We start from the raw sequence: 22,561 nt of genomic DNA on the forward strand, positions 1-22,561 counted from the left end.
AGGTTACAGATGGGGTTAACGCGGAGATTTTCAAGGGGGCGATAGAATACCGCCCCCTGACTGCTCAGAACTTCATCTTTTGACGCCCGGCCAGCGAATGTGACAGCGTGGTTCCGTCCACCATTTCCAGCTCGCCGCCCACCGGCACGCCATGGGCGATACGGCTGGCATCAACGCCGTACTGGCTGCACAGCCCGGCAATATAGTTAGCAGTGGCTTCGCCTTCAACCGTCGGGTTAGTGGCCAGGATCACCTCGGAAATGCTTTCCCGTTCCAACCGCTGTTCCAGGCGATCGAGACCGATATCGTCAGGGCCAATGCCATCAAGGGGCGACAGATGCCCCATCAGCACGAAGTAACGACCGCCGAACTGCCCGGTTTGCTCAACGGCATGAATATCCGCCGGGCTTTCCACCACGCAGATCTGGCCGTTCTGCTGACGACGAGGATTGGCGCAAATGGCGCACACGTCCTGCTCGGTAAAGGTCCGGCAGTCAGCGCAATGCCCAATCTCCGACATCGCCCGCGTCAGCGCCTGCGCGAGGCGCATCCCGCCGCTGCGATCGCGCTGCAGCAGATGAAAAGCCATGCGCTGTGCTGACTTCGGCCCAACGCCGGGCAAGCAGCGCAGCGACTCCATCAGGGATTCAAGAAGCGGGCTGGTCTGCATCAGAACGGCATCTTAAAGCCCGGCGGCAGCTGCATACCGGAAGAAACGGAAGCCATTTTTTCTTTCTGCGCTTCGTCAATACGGCGCGCCGCATCGTTGAATGCCGCAGCCACCAGATCCTCCAGCATGTCCTTATCATCTTCCAGCAGGCTGGGGTCGATCTCAACGCGACGGCAGTTATGCGCACCGTTGATGGTTACTTTCACCAGGCCTGCGCCGGATTCGCCAGTCACTTCCAGCGCAGCGATCTCTTCCTGAACTTTGGCCATTTTATCCTGCATCTGCTGGGCCTGTTTCATCAGGTTACCCAGACCGCCTTTACCACCAAACATAGTCTTCTCTCTCAGATCAGGCCGCATCCACGATATGCGCGCGGCTCGTTAAACGGGGCGAATACTCTCATCATCAACTTCCGCATCAAAGAAGCGGCACAGCGTCTGAATATGATTATCCGCGCGAATTGACTGACGCGCCTGCGCCAGCTTCTCTTCATATATTGCCTGACGCCACTCCAGCGGTGTTTTCACCTGCGGATTATCATCTTCCACAATCTGCAGTTCAAGAGGGCGCCCGGCGTGCTGATTTAGCGCTTCGTTCAGGGCTTGCTGCGCCCCGGTCGAATTAAGATGACGCTGGCTGCTGCGAAGATGCAGGCAAATGCCCTCAGCCGTCTCTTCCTTCCAGGCGTTCAGCGCCAGCTGCTGCACCAGCTTTGGCAAATGTAGCTGCGTGATTTGCAGCGCCCAGCCATCACGCTGCTGCGACTCCAGCGCCAGCTGGATCGCCAGCTCCGGCGTTTTTTCATGCTCCAGAGCAGTTCGCAGCGCTTTCGGCGTAGTCACCGGCGCCGCGGCAACGTCAACTATCGTCTGGGCCTTCCAGCGATAGGCTTCCTTTTTTGCCGCCGGTGTACTTTTTTCCGCTGCGGCCTGCAGGCGTTGCTGCCCGCGTTCGGTAACGGCAGCCAGCCGCTCCAGCGCCGGACTCACCGGCCGCGCACTCCGCGCCGCCGGTTCATTCTTTTTTGCTTTATTCTCCCCCTGCTGCTGTAGCTGGCTGCGAGCTTTTAACAGCTGGCTGGTACTGTCAGGCAGGTTCGACGGCGCATCTGATGCCGGAGGCGCGGGAATATGCGCAGGATTGGCCGCTGCAGCGGCAGGCCGTTCGGCGCCTGCAACGGGCTGAGGCTTCTGCTGGGTGGTCATCACCGGACGTGCTGCGGGCTCGGTTATTATCTGCAAAGGATGGAAGGCCAGCGCCCGCAGCAGCGTCATTTCCACCCCCATGCGCGGGTCCGGCGCGTAGGGCAGCTCTTTGCGGCCGACCAGCAGCGTCTGATAGTAAAGTTGCAGCTCAGCCGGCGGCAGCGTGCGCGCCAGTTCGTTCAGACGTGCTTCATTGCCGGATTCGTCTTTCTGCCCGCCGGGTAATAGTTGGGTCATGGCGATGCGATGGAGCAACGCCAGCATTTCCACCAGCAGCGCATCCCAGGTCACGCCGCGGCTCGCTGCCTGGGCCAGTTGGGTCATCATCAGCTGGCCGTCGCCTTGCACCAGCGCTTCAATCAGCGCTAGCGGCTGTTCGTCGTCCAGCGTGCCGAGCATCGCGCTGACGGTTTCTACGTTAACCGCCCCTTGCCCTATCGCAATAGCCTGATCGGCGAGGCTCAGTCCGTCGCGCATACTGCCATCGGCTGCGCGCGCCAGCAGCTGCAGCGCCCGTGGTTCGACCGTAATCTTTTCCTGCTCCAGCACGTAGGCCAACTGCTGACGAATCAGCTCCGGCTCCAGCGCCTTGAGATGAAACTGCAGGCAGCGCGACAGGATGGTGACCGGCAGCTTTTGCGGATCGGTGGTGGCAAGCAGAAATTTAACGTGCTCCGGCGGCTCCTCCAGCGTTTTTAACAACGCATTGAAGCTGTGGCGCGAGAGCATATGCACTTCATCAATCAGATAAACTTTGAAACGCCCGCGCGCCGGCGCGTACTGGACGTTATCGAGTAAATCGCGGGTATCTTCGACCTTGGTACGCGAGGCGGCATCTATCTCGATAAGATCGACAAAGCGCCCTTGCTCGATCTCACGGCAGTTATCGCACTGTCCGCACGGCGTCGCGGTGATGCCGCTTTCGCAGTTCAGCCCTTTCGCCAGCAGGCGGGCAATCGTCGTTTTGCCGACGCCGCGCGTACCGGAAAACAGCCATGCATGATGGATGCGCCCCAGCGACAGGCCATTGGCCAGCGCGGTCAGCACATGTTGCTGTCCGACAACTTCGGAAAACGCTTGTGGGCGCCACTTGCGGGCAAGGACCTGATAGCTCATGAATTAGTGGGGGAAGTTGAGTTTACCGGTAGGTCATGCTAACACAGCCCCACCCTTACAGCGAGGCTGTTATCCAGACCGTTAGTGGCCGGGGAAATTAACCAGGCTGTAGCTCTCTACGCCGAGGCCCTGAAGCCGGCTTTCGCCGCTCAAATCAAACAGGTTTATAACAAAAGCCGCGTGCTTAACTTCACCGCCAGCGCGACGAATCAGCTTCACGGTCGCTTCGATGGTACCGCCGGTTGCCAGCAGATCGTCGATAACCAGCACTTTATCACCGGCATGAATCGCATCCTGATGCAGTTCCAGCGCATCGCTGCCGTATTCCAGTTCGTAGCTCTCGCTCAGGGTTTTACGCGGCAGTTTGCCCGGTTTGCGTACCGGAACGAAACCGACGCCAAGTCCGAGCGCGACGGGGGCGCCAAACAAAAAGCCGCGGGCTTCAGTTCCTACAACCTTAGTAATGCCTTGATCACGATAGCGGGAGACCAGCAGCTCAATGCTGAGCGCGAAGGCTTTCGGAGCTTCCAGCAGGCTGGTGACGTCACGAAACAGGATCCCCGGCTTTGGGTAATCGGCAATACTTTTAATACTATTTTCAAGAAACTTAATCTGCTCTGCTGTAGCAGTCATAATGATACGCCTGGTAAAAACCGAATCTGACTCGCGTAGCTCCCTTTTACCGCCCCGACTTGAAGGACGGCTGCCTGTCGAATTTTGCCGGGAAAGCCACGCACGAAAACCCCTAAATTTATGCAAAACACCCGCTGATTGCAACCAGATAACGCCCTTCAGACTTGATCGTCCTCAGGTTTTATCACCGGTAGCCGCCACATAAACCACAGCAGCACAGCGAGAATAAGCAGCAGCATAACGCGCAGCCAAAGCAGCTTGACCAGCCACAGTGAAACCGCAAAGCTCAGAACGGTAAACGCAATGGCTCGCCGTTTTGCCGCCGCGGGTAAAGCACGATGGCGTTGCCAGTTGCGTAAATAAGAGGCAAACCATGAGCGGTTCAGCAGCCAGTGATGAAAGCGCGGCGAGGAACGGGCAAAGCACCAGGCGGCCAGTAATAAAAATGGCGTAGTGGGCAGCAAAGGTAACAGCACGCCGGCCAGCGCCAGAAACATCGCCAGCCAGCCGGTAATCAGTAAAATAGTCCGTTGCATTGCGTACCTGTTATGCTCACAGTCAGCATCTGCAGTCTGACCAAGGAAAATGAATGAAAAGCGATCGGTTGCTGGCGCAGCTACAGGCAAAGCTGACTGAACTGGCTGAACGGCTGGCGCCCGTTGCTCAACAGCGTAGCGCACGGGCGCGTTTTGACAATCAGTTATTTCATAGCCAGAGTGTGAAATTAATCGATTGCTTGCAGGAAGCCGAGCGTAATATGGCACAGCTGAGCCAGGCCGTAGCCCACAATCGCAGTGAGCAGGTGGCATGGTCTGCGGAACGTCTGGTGCAGCAAATCGCTGCGCTGGAGCGCGAGCTGGCGACGCAGTCGCTACGCCAGTCAGAGCCAGCGGAAGCGGAACCGGGTAAGACCCTGTATGAAAGGCTTTCCGAGCATCAGGATTATGAACGCCGCTTGCAAGCAATGATCGCCGACCGTGAAAAGCAGTTAGAACAGGGCACATCTGCCAGCGCGCCGCAGGTCCAACGCGAAATCGCCGCGCTGGAAGGCCGATTGCAGCGCTGCCGACAGGCATTAAAAAACATCGAGCGTCGCATTGAGTCGCGCGAAAATTACCAATAAATGGCGGGATAACCACATGGCGATGATTTTTTTACCGTAAATACCATCGCCGCCATGTTTACCGGGGGAAGGAATGTCGCTGGAAAATGCACCGCCAGAAATCAAGCTGGCGGTAGATTTAATCATGCTATTAGAAGAGAACACCATTGAGGCCGCAACCGTGCTGGCCGCGCTGGAGATCGTCAAACGCGATTTCCAAAAAAAATTGCAATCCGCTCAGGAGAACTCCAGCGCCGATTGAGACAGCACCGAGCTGTGCTGCAGCGTCTCAATCAGTGTGGAAACCAGCTGTGGCGCTTCCTGTGCCAGGTTGAAGCTTTCCGGCATGAACAGCCAGTTCTCCATCAGGCCGGTCATGTAGGCGCGGATGATAATTGCCGCCTGGCGGGTTATCAGCCCCGACGGCAACTGTCCTGCAGCAACACATTCGTGTAATACATCTTCAATTTTTTCATAGCATTCAAGATAGAGATTCTGCTGCATCAGCTGTAAAGTCTTCATTTCACCAACAAATTCGCATTTGTGGAAAATGATCTCTGAAAGTGAACGTCGGTGCGGGTCGCAGGCGGTGGCTTTAAGCACGTAGATAAGCATGGCGCGTAGCACAGACAGTGGATCTGCAGGGTATTTTAATCGATACTCTTGTTCTAAGTTTTCCAGGCCAGATTCCGACTGAGCAAGAATTTCATTTAACAAGTCCGTTTTATTTTTGAAATGCCAGTAGATTGCACCGCGCGTCACGCCCGCCGCGCTGGCAATATCCGCCAGTGAGGTTGCTGAAACGCCAAACTCAGAGAAGCGAGCGATGGCTGCATCAATAATTTGTTTTTTTGTTACAAGAGCTTGTTCTTTGGTTTTTCGTGCCATAAAGGAAGTTCTTTACAATCATGCCGATTTACATACATTTGCGAACGTATGTACCATAGCACGACCATAATTCAAACGCAGCAATGGGCTATACGGTATTGCGATCCCATTGAACAAAACATTCGATATTGGACATTCGAGGTTTATTTATGAACAAAAACAGAGGGATCTCGCCTCTGGCGGTCGTTCTGATGCTCTCTGGCAGCGTAATGCTGGCAGGTTGTGATAACAAAAATGGTCAGCAAGCCAATCAGCAGCAGGCGCCCGAAGTTGGGATTGTCACGCTAAAAAGCACATCGATGACCATTACAACTGACCTCCCAGGTCGCACCTCGCCGTTCCGTATAGCCGAAGTTCGCCCCCAGGTTTCCGGTATTATTCTCAAGCGTAACTTTGTTGAAGGCAGCGAAATCAAGGCGGGTGAATCACTTTATCAGATAGATCCGGCAACCTATCAGGCCGCCTATGATAGCGCCAAAGGCGAACTTGCTCAGGCACAGGCTAACGCCAAAGTGGCGGCAATGACGCTTAATCGCTATAAGTCGCTGGTGAAAACCAAATATCTCAGCCAACAGGATTATGACACCGCGCTGGGCAATGCTGCGCAAACCGCAGCGGCAGTAAAAACCGCTGAGGCCTCAGTAGAAACCGCGCGCATTAATCTCGCCTACACCAAGGTCACCTCCCCTATCAGCGGCCGCATCGGTAAATCTGCCGTCACTGAAGGGGCGCTGGTCAGTTCCGGACAGACTACTGCGCTGGCAACCGTGCAACAGCTCAATCCGATGTATGTTGACGTGACCCAACCCAGCGAAGATTTCCAGCGCCTGCGCAATGAACTGCAGGAAGGAAAGCTTAAGCAGGTTGCCGGCAAAGCGCAGGTCAGACTGATTAGCCAGGACGGCACCCTTTACCCTCAAACCGGTACGCTGGAATTTTCAGACGTAACGGTCGATCAAACCACCGGGTCAATTACGCTACGCGCTATTTTCCCGAATCCTGATGGAAATCTGCTGCCCGGTATGTTTGTCCGCGCCCGCCTTGAAGAAGGCACTAACCCGGACGCGCTGCTGGTTCCGCAGCAGGCGGTAACCCGCACGCCAACCGGCCAGGCGACAACCATGGTTGTCGGGGCTGACAATAAAGTCGAAATGCGCACCATCGATGCCTCACAGGCGATTGGCGATAAGTGGCTGGTGACCAAAGGACTTAAATCGGGCGATCGCGTCATCGTTACCGGCCTGCAGCGTGTGAAACCGGGGATAACGGTCAATCCGCAGGAAGCCAGCGACCAGGATGCGAAAAACCAGAGCGCCCCTTCTCAGGCTCAGTCTGAACAAAATAAATAAGCCTTAAAGGAAACTTTGATTCATGGCTAAGTTTTTTATCGATCGCCCCATATTTGCCTGGGTAATCGCCATCATCATTATGTTGACGGGCGCGCTATCGATTCTGAAACTGCCGATCGAGCAATATCCTGAAGTTGCTCCACCGGCGGTTCAGATTCGTGCAAACTATCCGGGTGCCGATGCTAAAACGCTGCAAGACTCCGTTACGCAGGTTATCGAGCAGAATATGAATGGCATTGACGGACTGATGTATATGTCCTCAAACAGCGATTCATCCGGTACCTTGCAGCTAACACTGACCTTCCAGTCCGGCACCGACCCGGACATCGCCCAGGTTCAGGTGCAGAACAAACTGCAGCTGGCAATGCCGCTGTTACCGCAGGAGGTGCAGCAGCAGGGTATTCAGGTACAGAAATCATCGAGTAGCTTCCTGATGGTCGCCGGTTTTATCAACACCAACGGCACCATGAACCAGAACGACATTGCTGACTACGTTGCCTCGAACATCAAAGATCCTATCAGCCGTACGCCCGGCGTTGGCGATACGCAGATCTTCGGGGCGCAGTATGCCATGCGAATCTGGTTAGATCCGCACAAGCTTAATGACTATCAACTGACGCCGGTTGACGTAGTTAACGCGTTGAAAACGCAAAATACGCAGATTGCCGCAGGCCAGCTGGGGGGAACTCCGCCGGTGCCTGGCCAGCAGCTAAACGCCTCTATCATTGCTCAGACGCGACTGACCTCAACCGATGAATTTGGAAAAATTCTGTTGAAGGTCAATAGCGATGGCTCGCACGTACTGCTGCGCGACGTGGCGAAAATTGAGCTTGGCGGTGAAAACTACGAGGTTATCGCCCGCTTTAACGGCCAGCCCGCATCCGGTATCGGTATTAAGCTGGCAACCGGTTCGAATGCGCTGGATACCGCCGATGCGGTAAAAGCCACGCTGGGTAAACTGGAGCCCTTCTTCCCTGCCGGGTTGAAAGTGGTTTATCCCTATGACACCACGCCCTTTATTAAAATTTCAATTAATGAAGTGGTGAAAACCCTTGCCGAAGCTATCGTGCTGGTATTCCTGGTAATGTACCTGTTTTTGCAAAGCTTCCGCGCCACCATCATTCCAACCATTGCGGTTCCGGTGGTGCTGCTCGGTACCTTCGCCATTATCAGCGCCTTTGGCTATTCGATAAATACCCTGACGATGTTCGGCATGGTGCTGGCGATCGGGCTGCTGGTAGATGACGCCATCGTGGTGGTCGAAAACGTCGAGCGCGTGATGGCGGAGGAAGGATTGCCGCCCAAAGAGGCAACGCGAAAATCGATGGGGCAAATCCAGGGCGCGCTGGTAGGTATCGCGCTGGTGCTCTCGGCGGTATTTATTCCGATGGCCTTTTTCGGCGGCTCGACCGGCGTAATCTACCGTCAGTTCTCCATCACCATCGTGTCGGCCATGATCCTGTCGGTTATCGTCGCACTGGTGCTGACGCCCGCCCTGTGTGCCACCATTCTTAAACCGGTGCAAAAAGGCAGCCATGGCAGAACCACCGGCTTTTTTGGCTGGTTTAACCGGGTTTTTGAAAAAAGCACGCATCACTACACGGACAGTGTCGGTCATATTATTCGCAGCACCGGGCGCTATCTGATTATCTATCTGCTGATTGTAGTGGGTATGGGTTATCTGTTTATTAAACTACCTTCATCTTTCTTGCCCGAAGAGGATCAGGGGCTGCTGCTGGCTCAGGCTCAGCTGCCGGCCGGCGCGACCCAGGAGCGGACGCAGAAGGTGCTCGATCAGGTAACCCACTACTTCCTGACCAAAGAGAAGAATAACGTTAAGTCGGTATTTACCGTTAACGGCTTTGGTTTTGCCGGTCGCGGACAAAATACCGGTATCGCCTTTATGAGTCTCAAGCCCTGGGATGAGCGCGAAGGCGCTGAAAACAAGGTACCAGCCATTGCCGGTCGTGCAATGAAGGCTCTTGGACAGATTAAAGATGCGATGGTTATTCCGTTCAACCTGCCGGCAATTATCGAACTAGGTAACGCCACCGGCTTCGACTTTGAACTGATCGATCAGGCTAACCTCGGCCATGACAAGCTCACTCAGGCGCGTAACCAGCTGCTTGGCATGGTTGCTAAACACCCTGACACCCTTGTCGGTGTGCGCCCTAACGGCCTGGAAAATACGCCGCAGTACAAGCTGACTATCGATCAGCAAAAAGCACTGGCGCTGGGCGTGTCGCTGAGCGATATCAATACCACAATCGCTACGGCCTGGGGCGGCAGCTACATCAATGACTTTATTGACCGAGGCAGGGTGAAAAAAGTCTACGTCATGGGTCAGGCCCAGTATCGTATGCTGCCAAGCGATGTTGATAATTGGTTCGTACGCGCCACCAACGGTTCGATGGTGCCAATCAGCGCCTTCGCTACGGGCAAATGGATATACGGCTCGCCGCGCCTGGAACGCTATAACGGCCTGCCCTCAATGGAAATTCTGGGGCAACCTTCGCCCGGTAAAAGCTCTGGCGACGCTATGGCGCTAATGGAACAGCTGGCCCATCAGCTGCCGGAAGGCATCGGCTTCGACTGGACGGGCATGTCCTATCAGGAACGTCTGTCAGGCAGCCAGGCGCCGGCGTTGATTGCCATCTCACTGGTCGTGGTATTCCTTTGCCTTGCCGCACTCTATGAAAGCTGGTCGATTCCATTTTCGGTTATGCTGGTCGTGCCGCTGGGGGTTATCGGCGCGCTGATTGCGACGACGATACGCGGCCTGAGCAACGACGTTTACTTCCTTGTCGGACTGCTAACCACCATCGGCCTCTCGGCTAAAAACGCCATACTGATAGTGGAGTTTGCTAAAGACCAGATGGAAATCGAAGGTAAAGGTCTGGTTGAAGCAACCCTTGAAGCTGTCCGTATGCGTCTGCGTCCGATTCTGATGACCTCGCTGGCATTTATTCTCGGGGTGCTGCCGCTGGCTATCAGCACCGGCGCAGGCTCAGGTGCGCAAAATGCGGTGGGTACCGGAGTGATGGGCGGCATGGTGACGGCAACGGTACTGGCGATATTCTTTGTCCCGGTGTTCTTTGTTGTCGTCCGTCGTCGATTCTCGCGGCATAAAACCGAGCTGGAAGCCGGTCACGATACGGAACACCACCAGTAAACTGTTCTGTTACGTTAGTCATGAGGTCGCCTGTGGGCGGCCTTTTTTTTATCTTTTTATCACCAGAAGGGTTGTCGCATGATGATAAAACCGCCATAATTAATGTTACGTTATAACATACAAGGCTGGTTATTATGAAAGAAGGTATCCATCCCGAGTACCGGACGGTGGTTTTTCACGACACCTCTGTCGACGCATATTTTAAAGTCGGCTCGACGATTAAGACCGAACGCACTATCGAACTGGAAGGTGAAACCTTTCCCTATATCACTCTCGACGTCTCCTCAGCTTCCCATGTTTTTTACACCGGCAAGCAGAAGGATCTGACCCGCGAAGGCCGCGCTGCCCGCTTTAATCAGCGCTTTGGCCGTTTTTCTACTTCACGCCAGTAAGGTTGAGCGATGCAGGTACTGAGTTCACTACGTGCGGCGAAAACTCGCCATAAAGATTGCAAAGTAGTACGACGTCACGGTCGCGTGTACGTCATTTGCAAAAGCAATCCGCGTTTTAAAGCGGTGCAAGGAAGAAAGAAGAAACGCTGATCGCAGAGGGATCTTCTTCAGATAAAATAGAAGTGACGACTGGCGGATCGCATCGCGATCCGCCTTTTTTATCGTTAAACGCGGTATGTAACTATTTCATACTCGCAGCCAGCACCTTGACGTTATGTTCAAACGCCTGAGTATAGGTGGCGGCGTCCCCGCCTTTATCGCTCAGCGCTTCAGGATAAAGTTCGCCGCCCGGCTTCGCGCCACTGGCGGAAGCTATCTGTTTTACCAGGCGAGGATCGGTCTGATTTTCGATGAAATAGGTATGAATTTTTTCCTGTTTCAACTGCTGGATCAGCCTGGCAACATCCCCCGCACTGGCTTCTGCCTCGGTTGAAAAACCGACCGGCGACAGAAAAGTGACGCCATAGCGCTGGCCAAAGTAGCCAAAGGCATCGTGGCTGGTTAGCACTTTACGCTTCGCAACCGGAATCGCCTTGAAGGTTTGTTCTGCCCAGCTATCCAGCTTACGCAGCTTTTCAATATAAGCGCCGCCGTGCTGACGGAAGTATTCGGCATCCTGCGGATCGGCGGCGATCAGCGCGTTCATCACGTTCTGCGCGTAGATAACACCGTTTTTCATGCTGTTCCAGGCGTGAGGGTCGGTGACCTGCTTGCCATCTTCGTCCATCGAACGGCTGGAAACGCCATCAGAAGCCACCACCACCTTCCCCTTATAGCCGGAAGCGCTGATGAGACGGTCCATCCAGCCTTCCATGCCAAGGCCACTGACAAAAACCACGTTAGCTTTGGACAGCGCGAGGCCATCCTGTGGCGTCGGCTCGAAGGTATGCGGATCGCCGTTTGCCCCAACCAGCGATTTGACCGCAACGTGTTCACCACCAACCTGCTTAACAATATCACCCAGCACGGAAAAGCTGGCTACAGCATCAACGGTCTTTGCCTGAATAACGGCAGTAAAGCTTAACGCGGCCACAGCCAGCGCCAGGGTATACTTTTTCATTTTGACTCCTTTGCCATAAAAACAGGCGAGCGCCGGCTTAACAAACCGCCGCTCGGCCCCAGTAAAATCGAAATAAAAAATAGCCCGGCGGCGCTGAGCACGACCGCCGGGCCGGCAGGTAAAGAAAGATAAAATGACAGCAGCAGACCAATAAAGGTCGCGAGGATCGCCAGCACCACCGCACAACTAATTTGCCAGGGCAGGCGCTGGCTCCAGAAGCGGGCGCTGGCGGCAGGCAACATCATCAGTCCAACGGACATTAACGTGCCCAGCACCTGAAAACCGGCCACCAGGTTGATCACCACCAGCAGCAGAAAGATGCCGTGCACCAGCGGTGAGCTCCAGCGATTTTGCGTGCGCAAAAAACCCGGATCGAAGGCATCAATAACCAGCGGGCGATAGATCAGCGCCATCACGATCAGGGTGACGCAAGAAATGAGGGTTACCAGCAGCAATGACGGGTTATCCACCGCCAGCAGCGAGCCAAACAGCACGTGCAGCAAATCGACGCTGGAGCCTTTTAATGAAACGAGGGTCACACCAAGTGCCAGCGACCCCAGGTAGAAACCGGCAAAGCTGGCATCCTCGCGCAGCGGTGTAAAGCGGCTAACCGCGCCGGAAAGCAGCGCCACCGTCAGCCCGGCAATAACGCCGCCGATGCCCATCGCCACCAGTGAGAGCCCAGAGATGAGGTAACCTAAAGCCGCGCCGGGTAAAACAGCGTGCGAGAGCGCATCGCCGACCAGGCTCATCCGCCGCAATGAAAGAAACATGCCGAGCGGTGTTGAACTAACGGATAGTGCAAGGCAGGCCACTAAGGCCCGCCGCATAAAGCCAAACTCCAGCAGCGGTTGGAAGAAATGCATTAACATGACGTTCCTCCGCGACGAGCCGCCGCCAGCGGAACGACCGTTGCCTGATTCTGCTGCCAGCTAACCTGCTCGCTGCCAATGCGCAGCACCTGCATAAAATGACGCTCTACCGTTTGCGAATCGTGCAAAACCACCACCAGGGTACATCCATCCTGATGGCGCTCATGCAGAAGAGACAGCAGCAACGCAACGGTTTTTTCATCAATACCGCTAAAGGGTTCGTCCAGCAGCAGTAATTGCGCCTGCTGCATTAACATGCGAGCAAACAAGACGCGCTGCAGCTGACCACCGGACAAGGTGCCCGGCTGCGCTTTAGCAAATGCGTCCATACCAACGGTTTCTAACGCCAGCATAATCTCATTACGCTGACTGCGTGAAACGGCGCGCAGCCAACCAGTGCGCGGCCAGCATCCCATGGCAACGATGTCAAACACCGACACCGGAAACTGTTTTTCTATATCGGCCTGCTGCGGGAGCCAGGCGAAGCGCACGGGGGGATTGGGACGACTTACCGAGCCGCTGACTGGCGGAATAGCCCCGGCCAGGGTTTTTAATAATGTCGATTTTCCACTTCCGTTTGCGCCCACCAGCGCGGTCATTGAACCTTGCGCCAACGTGCCATCAATAGCGGGCGTGACCGCCCTTCCGCGATAGCCAACGCGAAGCTGATTAAAAGTGATCATACCAACGTTGCCCACCAGCAAATCAGCAGCAGCGCGGCGGCTGGCAGTAAAACTAATGCGCAACGAACGAAGGCGGAAAGCGTCAGCAAGCTGACGTTGGAGGGGATAATCTGCATCACACAGCCACAATAATGTTATAACATAACAATAATATTATTCCGGCTGGTGCAATCCTTGCAACGCAAAAGTGTTTCTAACCATTACAATAAAGAAAACTATATGAACTGCATGCAGCAAAAGCAGTCAGAAAAACGTCAACCTGCGGGCAAATTAGGAAAATTCAGCTATGATAAATAAAACATTTATCGCATTATAAATGCATTCATCTCCAGATGCCGATCGGGCAACCTCACTATAGCGCTGCTAACGGTTGAGAACAGTTGCATCCTGTGAGGCAGAGTGCACAACATTCATTTTCAATTAACATCGTCAGTATAAGTAAAAGTGAGCAAACCTTTGCAGCAAACTAAGGTTGAAATAGAAAAAAAGTTAAAGAATATTTTCGATACATCCTGGTGAGACGAAGGTATTTTATTCGACTATTTTATTTATTGCCTCTGGCATCTTTTAACAACCAGCGTAATAATATACGTTATAACTTAAGGTTCTCGTCGGCGGATGCTACACCTGAGCGTCTACAACATTTTACCAACCTGACTGTTAATTGATTACCTATTGACGAAATTATTTATAAGCTATTCAGCAGCGTTAAGCCTTTAACCTGAAATATTTTGTAATTTTTAATCATCGGCTGGCTGCTATTACTCATCCCAATTTATTTGCATGATACATTAGTTTACATTGAGTTCTGCTCGTTTCCTGACTAATCACTCGCTATACAGCTGTGTTTAACGTGGCCGGTTTGTTTGCTACAAAAGGGGAAAAAGATGGACGAATACTCACCGAAAAGGCATGATATCGCCCAGTTAAAATTCTTGTGCCAGCACCTTTATGACGAAAGTCTCACCAGTCTGGGAGACAGTCATCATGGCTGGGTAAACGATCCAACTTCAGCACTCAATATTCAGCTCAATGAACTGGTTGAGCATATTGCTGCTTTTATGATGAATTATAAGATTAAGCACCAGGAAGACGGCGACTTTTCTGCTCAGGTAGATCAATACCTGGATGATACCTTTATGCTTTTTAGCAATTATGGCATCAACACACACGAGTTACAGAACTGGCAGAGCTCTGCCCGCAATCTGTTTAATATTTTTGATGAAGAGTGCCGGCAGTGGGCATCCCATGAAAGCCACACTTACCAGTAACCCATTATTTTTAATACGGTTTAAAAATGACTGAAAAAGTTCTTACTAAAAGTGATTATCTGATGCGCCTGCGACGTTGTCGTTCTATCGATACACTTGAACGAGTGATTGAAAAAAACAAGTACGAATTATCTGATGAAGAGCTGGCGATATTTTATTCAGCTGCCGACCATCGACTGGCAGAACTGACGATGAATAAACTTTATGACAAAGTTCCGGTTTCAGTCTGGAAATATGTTCGCTGAAATAGCATCACGGCATGGAAATGGATTAACGAGTAAGGACAGGGAGTCTTAGTGGTGGAGGCCCTGCAAGCCACATCCCGGCACACGCGTCATCTGCTGCGGCTGCTTCCTTCCGGATCTGACCGGGTTCACAGGTTAGCATTGCGGGAGAACCAACAGAGCCTCCATTGATTGCCCTGTTTCCAGAGCGCAGGCATTATCAATGATGCCCCTGCCAATTGCAAGCTCAGGCCAGACAAGCGATGGTTTCTTGCTCATTCTCACGCGCAAGCGGCTCTGATAATCCGAACACAACACCGGAGATACGCTGGATCTGAAAATGGACGATGGGGATAATTTCTATCAGCGAGTTTACCAGGTGCTTGCCGCTATCCCGCGCGGCTGCGTAACGACTTATGGTGACGTGGCCCTGCTGGCGGGTTCACCACGCGCCGCTCGTCAGGTTGGCGGCGTACTCAAGCGTTTACCGGAGGGCAGTAAGCTCCCATGGCATCGGGTCATCAATCGAAGTGGACAAATTTCGCTGACCGGGCCGGACCTGTCCCGTCAGCGCGCGGCATTGCTAGCCGAAGGGGTTGAAGTCAGCCGCGAAGGCAAAATCTCTCTGACACGCTATCGCTGGAAAATCTGAAAATAAGGCGGCGCACCGCACCGCCTTATTCAGCTTACATATTGGTAGGCGCCGGAACGGCTGCAGAAGGCGTAACCTGGGTCGGCGACGTTGAAGGTACCGTTGTTGCTGCTCCCGGCGCGGTGGGAACCGCGACTGAAGGCACCGGCACCAGCACCAAATCCTGCTTAGTCCCGCCCTGATTAATCACTGGCTTCGCGCTTTCAGTGATAAATGCCAGCTTACCTTTCACTGCAACCGCCGCACTTAAAAGAATACGCGCGTTGGGTTGAATATCGCTGGGGTTATAAGGCAGCACAAAGTGGAACGGTGACTGTTTGCCTTCGGTTCTCACCACGTGCTGGGCAATAACCCTTGAAGGCGCATCGGAAACGGAAGCATCTGATACCGTAACCGTCAGCACTGAGTCCGGGGGTAAAGCCACTTTCTGACGGATCCATACGCTACCGCTGACGTTTGGCTGTCTTAGCGCAGCCTGCTGCCCTTTTACTTCCGATCCCAACGTAGGCGTTGCAACGTCGTTGCTTTTATCCGCGCAGCCAGAGATCACTACCGCCAGCGCGGCACCGCTTAATACCTGCCAGAATTTCATTGACGTCTTCTCCTTATAATCAATGTGGAACAGGGCGACCAGCAAACAGTCGCTGGCCTGAAGCCCCATTAACTTAATATTGGCACAAGTTACTGATTTTTGCCTGACCATCCACTGGACAACGATATTGCTGCCAGTTCAGGGTATTCTTAACAGCAAAGATTGCGTTAACCGGTGCGTTCTCGCAAACTGGCTTTTTGCATCGGGAGACGACAGCCATGAGTCAAGCGCTCAATAACTTACTTGCCCTGCTCAATCTTGAAAAACTGGAAGAAGGCTTGTTTCGCGGTCAGAGCGAGGACCTGGGCTTACGTCAGGTGTTCGGCGGACAGGTTGTAGGCCAGGCTATCTACGCGGCGAAACAAACGGTGCCGGCAGAGCGCATTATCCACTCTTTTCACAGCTACTTTTTACGGCCAGGCGATAGCCAGAAAGCCATCATTTATGATGTGGAAACCCTGCGCGATGGCAAAAGTTTTAGCGCCCGTCGCGTCAGCGCTATTCAAAACGGCCAGCCGATTTTTTATATGACCGCTTCTTTCCAGGGTACGGAGCAGGGATTCGAGCACCAGAAGACGATGCCTGAGGCGCCGGGGCCGGACGGATTGCCTTCTGAAACGGACATAGCCCAACAGCTGGCCCATTTACTCCCCAGCGCCACCCGCGAAAAATTTCTGGCGGAGAAGCCGTTTGAAGTGCGGCCGGTTACGTTTCACAATCCGTTAAAAGGGCACGTTGACGAGCCGCGCCGCTGCGTCTGGCTACGGGCAAATGGTTCCGTTCCTGCCGGTGCGCCTCTCCACCAGTATTTACTCGGCTATGTCTCAGACTTCAACTTTTTAGTGGTAGCGCTTCAGCCGCACGGCAAAGGCTTTCTCGAACCGGGAATGCAGGTAGCGACCATCGACCATTCTATGTGGTTTCACCGGCCTTTTGACTTAAATGAATGGTTGCTCTACAGCGTGGAAAGCACATCCGCATCCAGTGCCAGAGGGTTTGTACGCGGTGAATTTTATACCCAGGATGGCCGGCTGGTTGCCTCAAGCGTGCAGGAAGGCGTCATGAGGATCCGGTAACCCTGAACGGAATAAATCAAGGGGAGAACCTGCGGTTCTCCCCGGTACTAACTGTCGATCGGCTTCAGGCATTCACTTACTGGTTGTAAGCATTCTCGCCGTGGCTATTCACATCCAGCCCTTCTCGCTCGTGATCCTCAGGCACGCGCAGTCCGACAATCAGATCCGCCACTTTAAAACCAATCAGCGCAACCACCGCCGTCCAGACAATGGTAACCCCGACGCTGAACAGCTGAACCCACACCTGATGGCCCATAGTCACGCCTTCGGCATAGCCGACGCCGCCCAGCGAAGGCGCGGCAAAAACGCCGGTCAGGATACAACCAACAATGCCGCACACCCCGTGAACACCAAATACGTCGCAGGGGTCGTCTACCTTTAACCAACGCTTAAGGCTGGAAACACCCCATACGCCGGCCACGCCGCCAATCAGGCCGATCAGCAATGCCCCCCCCACGCCGACATAACCACAGGCCGGAGTAATGGCGACCAATCCGGCAATAGCCCCGGAACAAACACCCAGCAAAGACGGCTTGCCGCGCAGCGCCCATTCAGCGAAGGTCCAACTGAGCATTGCGCCAGCCGTCGCCACCACGGTGTTAAGAAAAGCCAGCGCCGCAATTTCATTCGCCGCGCTGGCAGAACCGGCGTTAAAACCAAACCAGCCAACATACAGGATGGCCGTTCCGGTAAAAACCATCGGCAAATTATGTGGTTTGAAGGCCTCTTTACCGAATCCGGCGCGTTTGCCAAGCAGGTAGGCGCCTACTAACCCGCCTACGGCGGCGTTAATATGTACCACGGTGCCACCGGCAAAATCCATCGCGCCATCGGCAGCAAGGAAACCGCCAGCCCAGACCATATGAGCAATGGGCAGGTAAGCCAGCGTTAACCAGATAACGGCAAAAATCAGTAGCGCTGAGAAGCGAATCCGCTCGGCCAGCGCGCCAACCACCAACGCCACCGTAATACAGGCGAACGAAGCCTGGAAAGCCACGTGAATATATTGATAGAAGGTGCCCATTAACGCCGTGGGAGCAATACCTTTTAGCATTCCCCAGCCAAAGCTGCCGAAGAAAGCATTACCTTCGCTAAAAGCCAGCGAATAGCCGTACAGCACCCAAAGCACGCAGACCAGCGCAAAAGCAACGGAGACCTGGGTCATCATGGAAAGCACGTTTTTACTGCGGATCAGCCCACCGTAAAACATCGCGACGCCGGGTATGGTCATAAACAGCACCAACGCCGTACAAATCATCATAAATGCGTTATCAGCCTTATCCGCTACAGCAGGCGCCGCCGCCATCGCCAGCGACGGCATTAGCGCCAGGCTGACCAGTGCGGACTCAATCATTTTTTTATTCATTTTCCCCATCCCCTTACTCTACCGCTGGCAAATAATTACAGCGCTGCTTCATCAGTTTCACCGGTGCGAATGCGGATAATCCGCTGCAACTCAGCAACAAAAATTTTGCCATCACCAATTTTTCCGGTGTAGGCAGCCTGGCTAATCACATCGACGACTTCATCGAGCTGATCGTCTGCAATCGCAATATCAATCTTCACTTTTGGCAGAAAGTTGACGCTGTATTCAGCGCCACGATACAGCTCTGCGTGGCCCTTCTGACGACCGAAGCCTTTAACTTCGGTCACTGTCAGCCCCTGAATACCGATAGAAGAGAGCGCCTCGCGTACGTCTTCCAGCTTGAATGGCTTAATTACTACGGTAACCAGCTTCATGTGATCCCCTCCAGGTATTGAATATGACCAGATGCCCGATGTGATTATTTCTAAGCAAAGGCTGTGCCATAAATACTGAAGGATATATTTTCGCCATGTTCAACATGGCGAACGGGCCTTTTCTGTCAGCCGTCGGGAGGAAAGTGGGGAAGTAAAAAAGAATAAATATAAAGATGCGCACCATTAAAGTGCGCCATGCGTTAATGAGGTGCGCAAGCGGCAGAACGGACCGGCCTGTGCTTGCTTATGGTGCAAAAAGAGACTAGATGTTCGCTATCGCGTTTGCTGACAGCGCATCGCTGGCCTGCTGCAGCTGATACATTTGCCAGTAGCGTCCCCGACGGGCCAGCAATTCTTCATGTCGTCCCTGCTCCACCGCCTGACCGTGATGCAAGACCATAATAGCGTCAGCCTCAACAATGGTTGAAAGGCGATGGGCGATCACCACCAGCGTTGTCTTCTCACGTACCGCGCGCAGCGCCTGTTGAATAGCCTGTTCGGTGCCCGAGTCGATATTTGCCGTGGCCTCATCGAGTATCAGTATCTGCGGCGGCTCCACCAGCACCCGTGCCAGCGCCAGAAGCTGCTTTTGTCCAACGGAGAGGTTATTCCCTTGCTCTCCCAAAGGCGTATGTAAACCCTCGCTCATCGCCCGCGCCAGTTCGGCAAGCTGCACGCTCTCCAGCGCCTGCCAGACCTGCTCTTCAGAGAGAGTCCTGCCCAGCGCGACGTTCGCGTAAAACGAATCTGCCATCACGACCGGATCCTGCTGCACCATGGCAATCCCCTGACGCAGCGCCCGATGCGAATAGTCGGCTAATGGCCGGCCAGATAATAAGATGGCACCCTGTTGCAGGGCATAATAGCCCATCATCAGGCTGGCAAGCGTACTCTTACCGCTGCCGGTATGCCCGACCAGGGCGACGAAGCTCCTTGATGCCACGCTCAGATTAATGTGCTGTAGCACCTGATGACCGGCACGATAAGCAAAGCTCAGATCGTGAATGGCGATCTCACCGCTCAGCATTGGCCGATCATCGCCGCCATAATTCTGGCGCGGCGCGTCAATCAGCTCAAAGATTCGCTCACCGGCAACCACCGCCTGCTGAAGCATGGATTGCTGAGTGGTCAGTTCAATCAGAGGCTCGTTAAGACGGCCAAGATAACTGATAAACGCATACAGAACCCCCACCTCTACGGAGCCCGCATGGGAAAATCCAAACAGCAGCATTAATCCGCACAGAATAAAGGCGGAAAACAGACTCAGCAGTGGCCGCAGCAAAAAGCCGTCAAGGCGCAGCGTTTGCATACGGGCAAGGTAATGAGAGCGACTCGCCTCGCCCATTCGCTCGCCAAAGCGCGCCTGCTGGCGAAATTGCTGGATGACGCTCATACCATTAATAACTTCGTTAAAACCATTATTAATATCAGCAAGGTAGCTTCTGACGCGCCGGGCGATAGGCGTACTGTAGCGTTGATAAATCAACATCACCGTCAGCACCAGCGGGAAAATGGTCAGCGCAATAAACGCCATGCGCCAGTCAAGACTGAACATCGCGATCAGCATCGCGCCGATCAGCGCCGCGCTGCGTAATACCGTCGCGACGACGGTGACATACAGATCCCTTATCACTTCGGTATCGTTGGTGACGCGGGAAATAATCTGCCCTACAGGCTGCCTGTCAAACGTGCTTAACGGCTGGCGCAAAGCCGCGTCCATGACGTCGCTACGCAGGCGCTGCACCACGCCAACCGCCACCTGGTTAAACAGCAGCGACTGACCATAGTGCAACAGCGCCGCCAGTGCCTGCAGCAGCACAAACGCAGAAAAAATACCGACAACCAGCCCGACTGGCATGCGTCGTTGCGCAACCATGTTATCGATAAAATAGCTGATTAAAACCGGTCCAAGGACCTCTGCGCCAGCAGCGATCCACAGCATCAGCACCGCTTTCATCATCGGCTTGCGCCAGGGGGAGCTGTAACCAAGCAGGCGACGTAGCGTTGGCCAAAGGTGAACAACATTAGCCATGGTACTGCTCCTCGTCACTTTCATCGTCCAACGCTGCTTCTAGCTGTTGATAGCGATACATATCCTGATACCAGCCTGACTGCTGACTGAGCTGGCTGTGGGTTCCGCGCTGCGCCACGGCCCCTGTTTTCAATACCAGCGTCTCATTCGCCTCCACTAACGCCGACAGCCGGTGCGCGCTGATAATCAGCGTTTTTCCACTCCCCCAGCGCCGAAGGTTGTGCAGGATCTGATGCTCGGTCCGGCCGTCTACCGCCGATAAAGCATCGTCAAGGATCAGAATTTCTGTATTAAGCAGCAGCGCCCTGGCAATCGAAATTCGCTGCTTCTGCCCGCCCGACAACATCACGCCGCGCTCGCCAACTTCGGTTTCATATCCCTGCGGCAGGCGCAAAATATCATCATGAACGCTCGCCAGCTGAGCGGCATGCTCAATCTCCTGCCGGCTGGCGCCGGGGTGGCCAAGCGCAATGTTATTCGCCACCGTATCGGAAAACAGAAAGGGCGTCTGGTTAACCACCGCCAAACGAGCACGCCAGCTATCCAGCCGGAAACGCGTTAATGACTCACCGTGAAAGCGAATATCGCCGTGCTCAATATCAAAATGGCGCTGAATCAAACTCAGCAGCGTGCTTTTTCCGCTACCGGTGGGCCCGCACAACCCCAGCATCTGCCCCGGCTTGAGATTAACATCCAGCTGGCTTAACACCGTCTGGCGGCTCCCGGGATAGTTAAACTGACGAATCGCAATCTGCAGCAACCCGCGCCCTTCGGGTAGGGTGCTGGCGCCATCAACCACGGTGGGCGCCTCAGCCAGCAATGCCTGAATGCGCGTCCAGGCCGCGCTGCCGCGTTCAACGATATTGAACATCCACGCCAGCGCCAGCATCGGCCAGATCATCAAGCCCAGGTACATCACGAAGCTGGTAAGCTGCCCAAGGGTTAAGGTTCCCTGCCATACCATCCAGCTACCGCCGCCAACGGCCAGTAAATTTGATAAACCAACCGCCAGATAAATGGTCGGATCAAAGCGGGCATCGACCCGCGCCACGCGCATATTCTTTGCTCCGGTATCGCGGGCGATCGCGGTAAATTTTTCTGACTGGTGATCTTCGAGGCCAAACGCTTTAATCATGCGGATACTGGTCAGACTTTCCTGGGCTTGATCGTTTAGCGAAGAGAACGCCGCCTGCGCGGTTTTAAAACGCTGATGCAGCTGCTCACCGTAGCGATTGATGATCAACGCCATTACCGGCATGGGTAGCAGCGACAGCAGCGTCAGCTGCCAGCTAATCGAGGTACTCATTACCAGCAGTACCATGATGCCCATCACCAGTGAATCCACCAGCGTCAACACACCTTCTCCGGCAGCAAAAACCACCCGATCAACGTCATTGGTGGCCCTGGCAATAAGATCACCGGTACGGTGTCGCAAATAGAAAGCAGGATGCTGGCGGCTCAACTGACGATAGAAATCTTCCCGCAGTTCCACCGCCAGCTGATAGGATGCGCCGAACAGCAATATACGCCAGAAATAGCGCAGCAAATAGGTTACCAGCGCGGCCAGCAGCATAATGCCGATCCACATTAGCAGCGTACTGCTGGTCATGCGCTGTTGGGTAATTCCGTCAACAATGACCCCAACCAGTTTAGGCGGAATGAGCTGGAGCAGAGCAATAACCACCAGTAGCGATACCGCGCCGAGATAGCGGCGCCATTCGCGCAGGAAAAAATGACGAAGCTGACTGAACAGTCTCACAAACAAACCTCAA

Annotated in this window: 24 protein-coding genes, 1 other RNA gene and 1 other annotated feature; of the genes, 10 read left to right on the plus strand and 15 right to left on the minus strand. The window is 54.1% G+C overall.

The genetic code is table 11. The annotated features are described in order from the left end of the window. Positions 1-64 precede the first annotated feature (64 nt). From recR to BTJ39_RS20080, 5 genes are all read right to left on the minus strand, one after another. Complete coding sequence (gene recR, locus BTJ39_RS20060) at positions 65-670, minus strand: recombination mediator RecR (protein WP_078004498.1); 606 nt, start codon at positions 668-670, stop codon at positions 65-67. After that, positions 670-1,002, minus strand: coding sequence for a YbaB/EbfC family nucleoid-associated protein (locus BTJ39_RS20065; protein WP_078004499.1), 333 nt, complete (start codon positions 1,000-1,002; stop codon positions 670-672). Before BTJ39_RS20065 ends, recR begins: the two co-directional genes overlap by 1 nt. Positions 1,003-1,050: 48 nt before the next feature. Further along, complete coding sequence (gene dnaX, locus BTJ39_RS20070; protein WP_078004500.1) at positions 1,051-2,991, minus strand: DNA polymerase III subunit gamma/tau; 1,941 nt, start codon at positions 2,989-2,991, stop codon at positions 1,051-1,053. Next, positions 1,654-1,715, minus strand: a sequence feature (DnaX frameshifting element). (Overlaps the previous gene by 62 nt.) Before the next feature lie 81 nt (positions 2,992-3,072). After that, positions 3,073-3,624 (minus strand): adenine phosphoribosyltransferase, encoded by a 552-nt coding sequence (gene apt / locus BTJ39_RS20075; RefSeq protein WP_078004501.1) that lies wholly within the window; start codon positions 3,622-3,624, stop codon positions 3,073-3,075. Between the two features lie 158 nt (positions 3,625-3,782). Further along, positions 3,783-4,160 carry a DUF454 family protein gene (locus BTJ39_RS20080; protein WP_078004502.1) on the minus strand — a complete coding sequence of 126 codons (378 nt, stop codon included), beginning with the start codon at positions 4,158-4,160 and terminating at the stop codon, positions 3,783-3,785. A 53-nt stretch (positions 4,161-4,213) separates the two neighbouring features. Here BTJ39_RS20080 and priC point away from each other — a divergent pair, with 53 nt between their 5' ends. Continuing rightward, positions 4,214-4,747 carry a primosomal replication protein PriC gene (priC, locus tag BTJ39_RS20085; RefSeq protein ID WP_078004503.1) on the plus strand — a complete coding sequence of 178 codons (534 nt, stop codon included), beginning with the start codon at positions 4,214-4,216 and terminating at the stop codon, positions 4,745-4,747. Positions 4,748-4,820: 73 nt separating this feature from the next. Further along, complete coding sequence (rsmS, locus tag BTJ39_RS20090; protein WP_078004504.1) at positions 4,821-4,988, plus strand: pleiotropic regulatory protein RsmS; 168 nt, start codon at positions 4,821-4,823, stop codon at positions 4,986-4,988. Here the strand turns inward: rsmS and acrR are convergent. After that, positions 4,964-5,614, minus strand: a complete 651-nt coding sequence (acrR, locus tag BTJ39_RS20095; RefSeq protein WP_078004505.1) for a multidrug efflux transporter transcriptional repressor AcrR — start codon at positions 5,612-5,614, stop codon at positions 4,964-4,966. The two genes, rsmS and acrR, sit on opposite strands and share 25 nt — an antisense overlap. Positions 5,615-5,763: 149 nt before the next feature. Here acrR and BTJ39_RS20100 point away from each other — a divergent pair, with 149 nt between their 5' ends. The 4 genes from BTJ39_RS20100 to ykgO all read left to right on the plus strand — a co-directional run bounded on the left by BTJ39_RS20100 (position 5,764) and on the right by ykgO (position 10,677). After that, the gene (locus BTJ39_RS20100; protein WP_078004506.1) at positions 5,764-6,963 is read left to right on the plus strand and encodes an efflux RND transporter periplasmic adaptor subunit; all 1,200 of its coding nucleotides are present in this window, start codon (positions 5,764-5,766) and stop codon (positions 6,961-6,963) included. Positions 6,964-6,985: 22 nt separating this feature from the next. Beyond that, the gene (locus tag BTJ39_RS20105) at positions 6,986-10,135 is read left to right on the plus strand and encodes a multidrug efflux RND transporter permease subunit AcrB (RefSeq protein ID WP_078004507.1); all 3,150 of its coding nucleotides are present in this window, start codon (positions 6,986-6,988) and stop codon (positions 10,133-10,135) included. A gap of 134 nt (positions 10,136-10,269) precedes the next feature. Further along, complete coding sequence (locus tag BTJ39_RS20110; protein ID WP_078004508.1) at positions 10,270-10,527, plus strand: type B 50S ribosomal protein L31; 258 nt, start codon at positions 10,270-10,272, stop codon at positions 10,525-10,527. Positions 10,528-10,536: 9 nt separating this feature from the next. Then, positions 10,537-10,677 carry a type B 50S ribosomal protein L36 gene (gene ykgO, locus BTJ39_RS20115; protein ID WP_078004509.1) on the plus strand — a complete coding sequence of 47 codons (141 nt, stop codon included), beginning with the start codon at positions 10,537-10,539 and terminating at the stop codon, positions 10,675-10,677. A gap of 91 nt (positions 10,678-10,768) precedes the next feature. Here ykgO and BTJ39_RS20120 read toward each other — a convergent pair whose 3' ends face one another. The 3 genes from BTJ39_RS20120 to BTJ39_RS20130 are packed head-to-tail and all read right to left on the minus strand — an operon-like array spanning position 10,769 to position 13,202. After that, positions 10,769-11,647 carry a metal ABC transporter substrate-binding protein gene (locus BTJ39_RS20120; RefSeq protein ID WP_078004510.1) on the minus strand — a complete coding sequence of 293 codons (879 nt, stop codon included), beginning with the start codon at positions 11,645-11,647 and terminating at the stop codon, positions 10,769-10,771. Further along, entirely contained in the window at positions 11,644-12,513 is an 870-nt protein-coding gene (locus BTJ39_RS20125) for a metal ABC transporter permease (RefSeq protein WP_078004511.1), read from the minus strand. The genes BTJ39_RS20120 and BTJ39_RS20125 overlap by 4 nt, the downstream gene beginning before the upstream one ends. Then, positions 12,513-13,202: a metal ABC transporter ATP-binding protein gene (locus BTJ39_RS20130; RefSeq protein WP_078004549.1), complete on the minus strand. Its 690-nt coding sequence runs from the start codon at positions 13,200-13,202 to the stop codon at positions 12,513-12,515. The genes BTJ39_RS20125 and BTJ39_RS20130 overlap by 1 nt, the downstream gene beginning before the upstream one ends. An 887-nt stretch (positions 13,203-14,089) precedes the next feature. Here BTJ39_RS20130 and tomB point away from each other — a divergent pair. Continuing rightward, positions 14,090-14,473: an Hha toxicity modulator TomB gene (gene tomB / locus BTJ39_RS20135; RefSeq protein ID WP_078004512.1), complete on the plus strand. Its 384-nt coding sequence runs from the start codon at positions 14,090-14,092 to the stop codon at positions 14,471-14,473. Between the two features lie 26 nt (positions 14,474-14,499). After that, entirely contained in the window at positions 14,500-14,718 is a 219-nt protein-coding gene (locus tag BTJ39_RS20140; RefSeq protein ID WP_078004513.1) for an HHA domain-containing protein, read from the plus strand. Between the two features lie 61 nt (positions 14,719-14,779). Here the strand turns inward: BTJ39_RS20140 and ffs are convergent. Next, positions 14,780-14,876, minus strand: an RNA gene (ffs, locus tag BTJ39_RS20145) — signal recognition particle sRNA small type. Positions 14,877-15,037: 161 nt separating this feature from the next. Here ffs and BTJ39_RS20150 point away from each other — a divergent pair. Then, the gene (locus BTJ39_RS20150) at positions 15,038-15,349 is read left to right on the plus strand and encodes an MGMT family protein (RefSeq protein ID WP_078004514.1); all 312 of its coding nucleotides are present in this window, start codon (positions 15,038-15,040) and stop codon (positions 15,347-15,349) included. Between the two features lie 34 nt (positions 15,350-15,383). Here BTJ39_RS20150 and BTJ39_RS20155 read toward each other — a convergent pair whose 3' ends face one another. After that, positions 15,384-15,941: a YbaY family lipoprotein gene (locus tag BTJ39_RS20155; RefSeq protein ID WP_078004550.1), complete on the minus strand. Its 558-nt coding sequence runs from the start codon at positions 15,939-15,941 to the stop codon at positions 15,384-15,386. Positions 15,942-16,159: 218 nt separating this feature from the next. On the opposite strand from BTJ39_RS20155, the gene tesB reads away from it, so the two are divergent. After that, positions 16,160-17,017: an acyl-CoA thioesterase II gene (gene tesB / locus BTJ39_RS20160; protein WP_078004515.1), complete on the plus strand. Its 858-nt coding sequence runs from the start codon at positions 16,160-16,162 to the stop codon at positions 17,015-17,017. 76 nt (positions 17,018-17,093) lie between these two features. On the opposite strand, the gene amtB is transcribed toward tesB, so the two are convergent. The 4 genes from amtB to BTJ39_RS20180 form a co-directional block, all read right to left on the minus strand. Beyond that, a complete protein-coding gene (gene amtB / locus BTJ39_RS20165) occupies positions 17,094-18,383 on the minus strand; it encodes an ammonium transporter AmtB (RefSeq protein WP_078004516.1) in 1,290 nt (429 codons plus the stop codon). A 35-nt stretch (positions 18,384-18,418) separates the two neighbouring features. Then, the gene (gene glnK / locus BTJ39_RS20170) at positions 18,419-18,757 is read right to left on the minus strand and encodes a P-II family nitrogen regulator (protein ID WP_078004517.1); all 339 of its coding nucleotides are present in this window, start codon (positions 18,755-18,757) and stop codon (positions 18,419-18,421) included. 262 nt (positions 18,758-19,019) lie between these two features. After that, entirely contained in the window at positions 19,020-20,789 is a 1,770-nt protein-coding gene (locus BTJ39_RS20175) for a SmdB family multidrug efflux ABC transporter permease/ATP-binding protein (RefSeq protein ID WP_078004518.1), read from the minus strand. Further along, a complete protein-coding gene (locus tag BTJ39_RS20180) occupies positions 20,782-22,548 on the minus strand; it encodes a SmdA family multidrug ABC transporter permease/ATP-binding protein (protein WP_078004519.1) in 1,767 nt (588 codons plus the stop codon). Before BTJ39_RS20180 ends, BTJ39_RS20175 begins: the two co-directional genes overlap by 8 nt. Between the last annotated feature and the right edge of the window lie 13 nt (positions 22,549-22,561).

This window comes from Izhakiella australiensis, from assembly GCF_002006995.1.
Classification (GTDB): Bacteria; Pseudomonadota; Gammaproteobacteria; order Enterobacterales; family Enterobacteriaceae; genus Izhakiella; species Izhakiella australiensis.

Excerpts from the sequence above, each read along its gene's own strand:
- BTJ39_RS20110 (WP_078004508.1), top strand. The coding sequence starts at position 10,270 with ATGAAAGAAGGTATCCATCCCGAGTACCGGACGGTGGTTTTTCACGAC.
- acrR (WP_078004505.1), bottom strand. The coding sequence starts at position 5,614 with ATGGCACGAAAAACCAAAGAACAAGCTCTTGTAACAAAAAAACAAATT.
- BTJ39_RS20080 (WP_078004502.1), bottom strand. The coding sequence starts at position 4,160 with ATGCAACGGACTATTTTACTGATTACCGGCTGGCTGGCGATGTTTCTG.
- apt (WP_078004501.1), bottom strand. The coding sequence starts at position 3,624 with ATGACTGCTACAGCAGAGCAGATTAAGTTTCTTGAAAATAGTATTAAA.
- BTJ39_RS20065 (WP_078004499.1), bottom strand. The coding sequence starts at position 1,002 with ATGTTTGGTGGTAAAGGCGGTCTGGGTAACCTGATGAAACAGGCCCAG.
- priC (WP_078004503.1), top strand. The coding sequence starts at position 4,214 with ATGAAAAGCGATCGGTTGCTGGCGCAGCTACAGGCAAAGCTGACTGAA.
- BTJ39_RS20150 (WP_078004514.1), top strand. The coding sequence starts at position 15,038 with ATGGACGATGGGGATAATTTCTATCAGCGAGTTTACCAGGTGCTTGCC.
- amtB (WP_078004516.1), bottom strand. The coding sequence starts at position 18,383 with ATGAATAAAAAAATGATTGAGTCCGCACTGGTCAGCCTGGCGCTAATG.
- glnK (WP_078004517.1), bottom strand. The coding sequence starts at position 18,757 with ATGAAGCTGGTTACCGTAGTAATTAAGCCATTCAAGCTGGAAGACGTA.
- tesB (WP_078004515.1), top strand. The coding sequence starts at position 16,160 with ATGAGTCAAGCGCTCAATAACTTACTTGCCCTGCTCAATCTTGAAAAA.
- BTJ39_RS20120 (WP_078004510.1), bottom strand. The coding sequence starts at position 11,647 with ATGAAAAAGTATACCCTGGCGCTGGCTGTGGCCGCGTTAAGCTTTACT.
- dnaX (WP_078004500.1), bottom strand. The coding sequence starts at position 2,991 with ATGAGCTATCAGGTCCTTGCCCGCAAGTGGCGCCCACAAGCGTTTTCC.
- BTJ39_RS20100 (WP_078004506.1), top strand. The coding sequence starts at position 5,764 with ATGAACAAAAACAGAGGGATCTCGCCTCTGGCGGTCGTTCTGATGCTC.
- BTJ39_RS20140 (WP_078004513.1), top strand. The coding sequence starts at position 14,500 with ATGACTGAAAAAGTTCTTACTAAAAGTGATTATCTGATGCGCCTGCGA.
- BTJ39_RS20175 (WP_078004518.1), bottom strand. The coding sequence starts at position 20,789 with ATGGCTAATGTTGTTCACCTTTGGCCAACGCTACGTCGCCTGCTTGGT.
- BTJ39_RS20155 (WP_078004550.1), bottom strand. The coding sequence starts at position 15,941 with ATGAAATTCTGGCAGGTATTAAGCGGTGCCGCGCTGGCGGTAGTGATC.
- BTJ39_RS20105 (WP_078004507.1), top strand. The coding sequence starts at position 6,986 with ATGGCTAAGTTTTTTATCGATCGCCCCATATTTGCCTGGGTAATCGCC.
- BTJ39_RS20125 (WP_078004511.1), bottom strand. The coding sequence starts at position 12,513 with ATGCATTTCTTCCAACCGCTGCTGGAGTTTGGCTTTATGCGGCGGGCC.
- BTJ39_RS20130 (WP_078004549.1), bottom strand. The coding sequence starts at position 13,202 with ATGATCACTTTTAATCAGCTTCGCGTTGGCTATCGCGGAAGGGCGGTC.
- recR (WP_078004498.1), bottom strand. The coding sequence starts at position 670 with ATGCAGACCAGCCCGCTTCTTGAATCCCTGATGGAGTCGCTGCGCTGC.
- rsmS (WP_078004504.1), top strand. The coding sequence starts at position 4,821 with ATGTCGCTGGAAAATGCACCGCCAGAAATCAAGCTGGCGGTAGATTTA.
- ykgO (WP_078004509.1), top strand. The coding sequence starts at position 10,537 with ATGCAGGTACTGAGTTCACTACGTGCGGCGAAAACTCGCCATAAAGAT.
- tomB (WP_078004512.1), top strand. The coding sequence starts at position 14,090 with ATGGACGAATACTCACCGAAAAGGCATGATATCGCCCAGTTAAAATTC.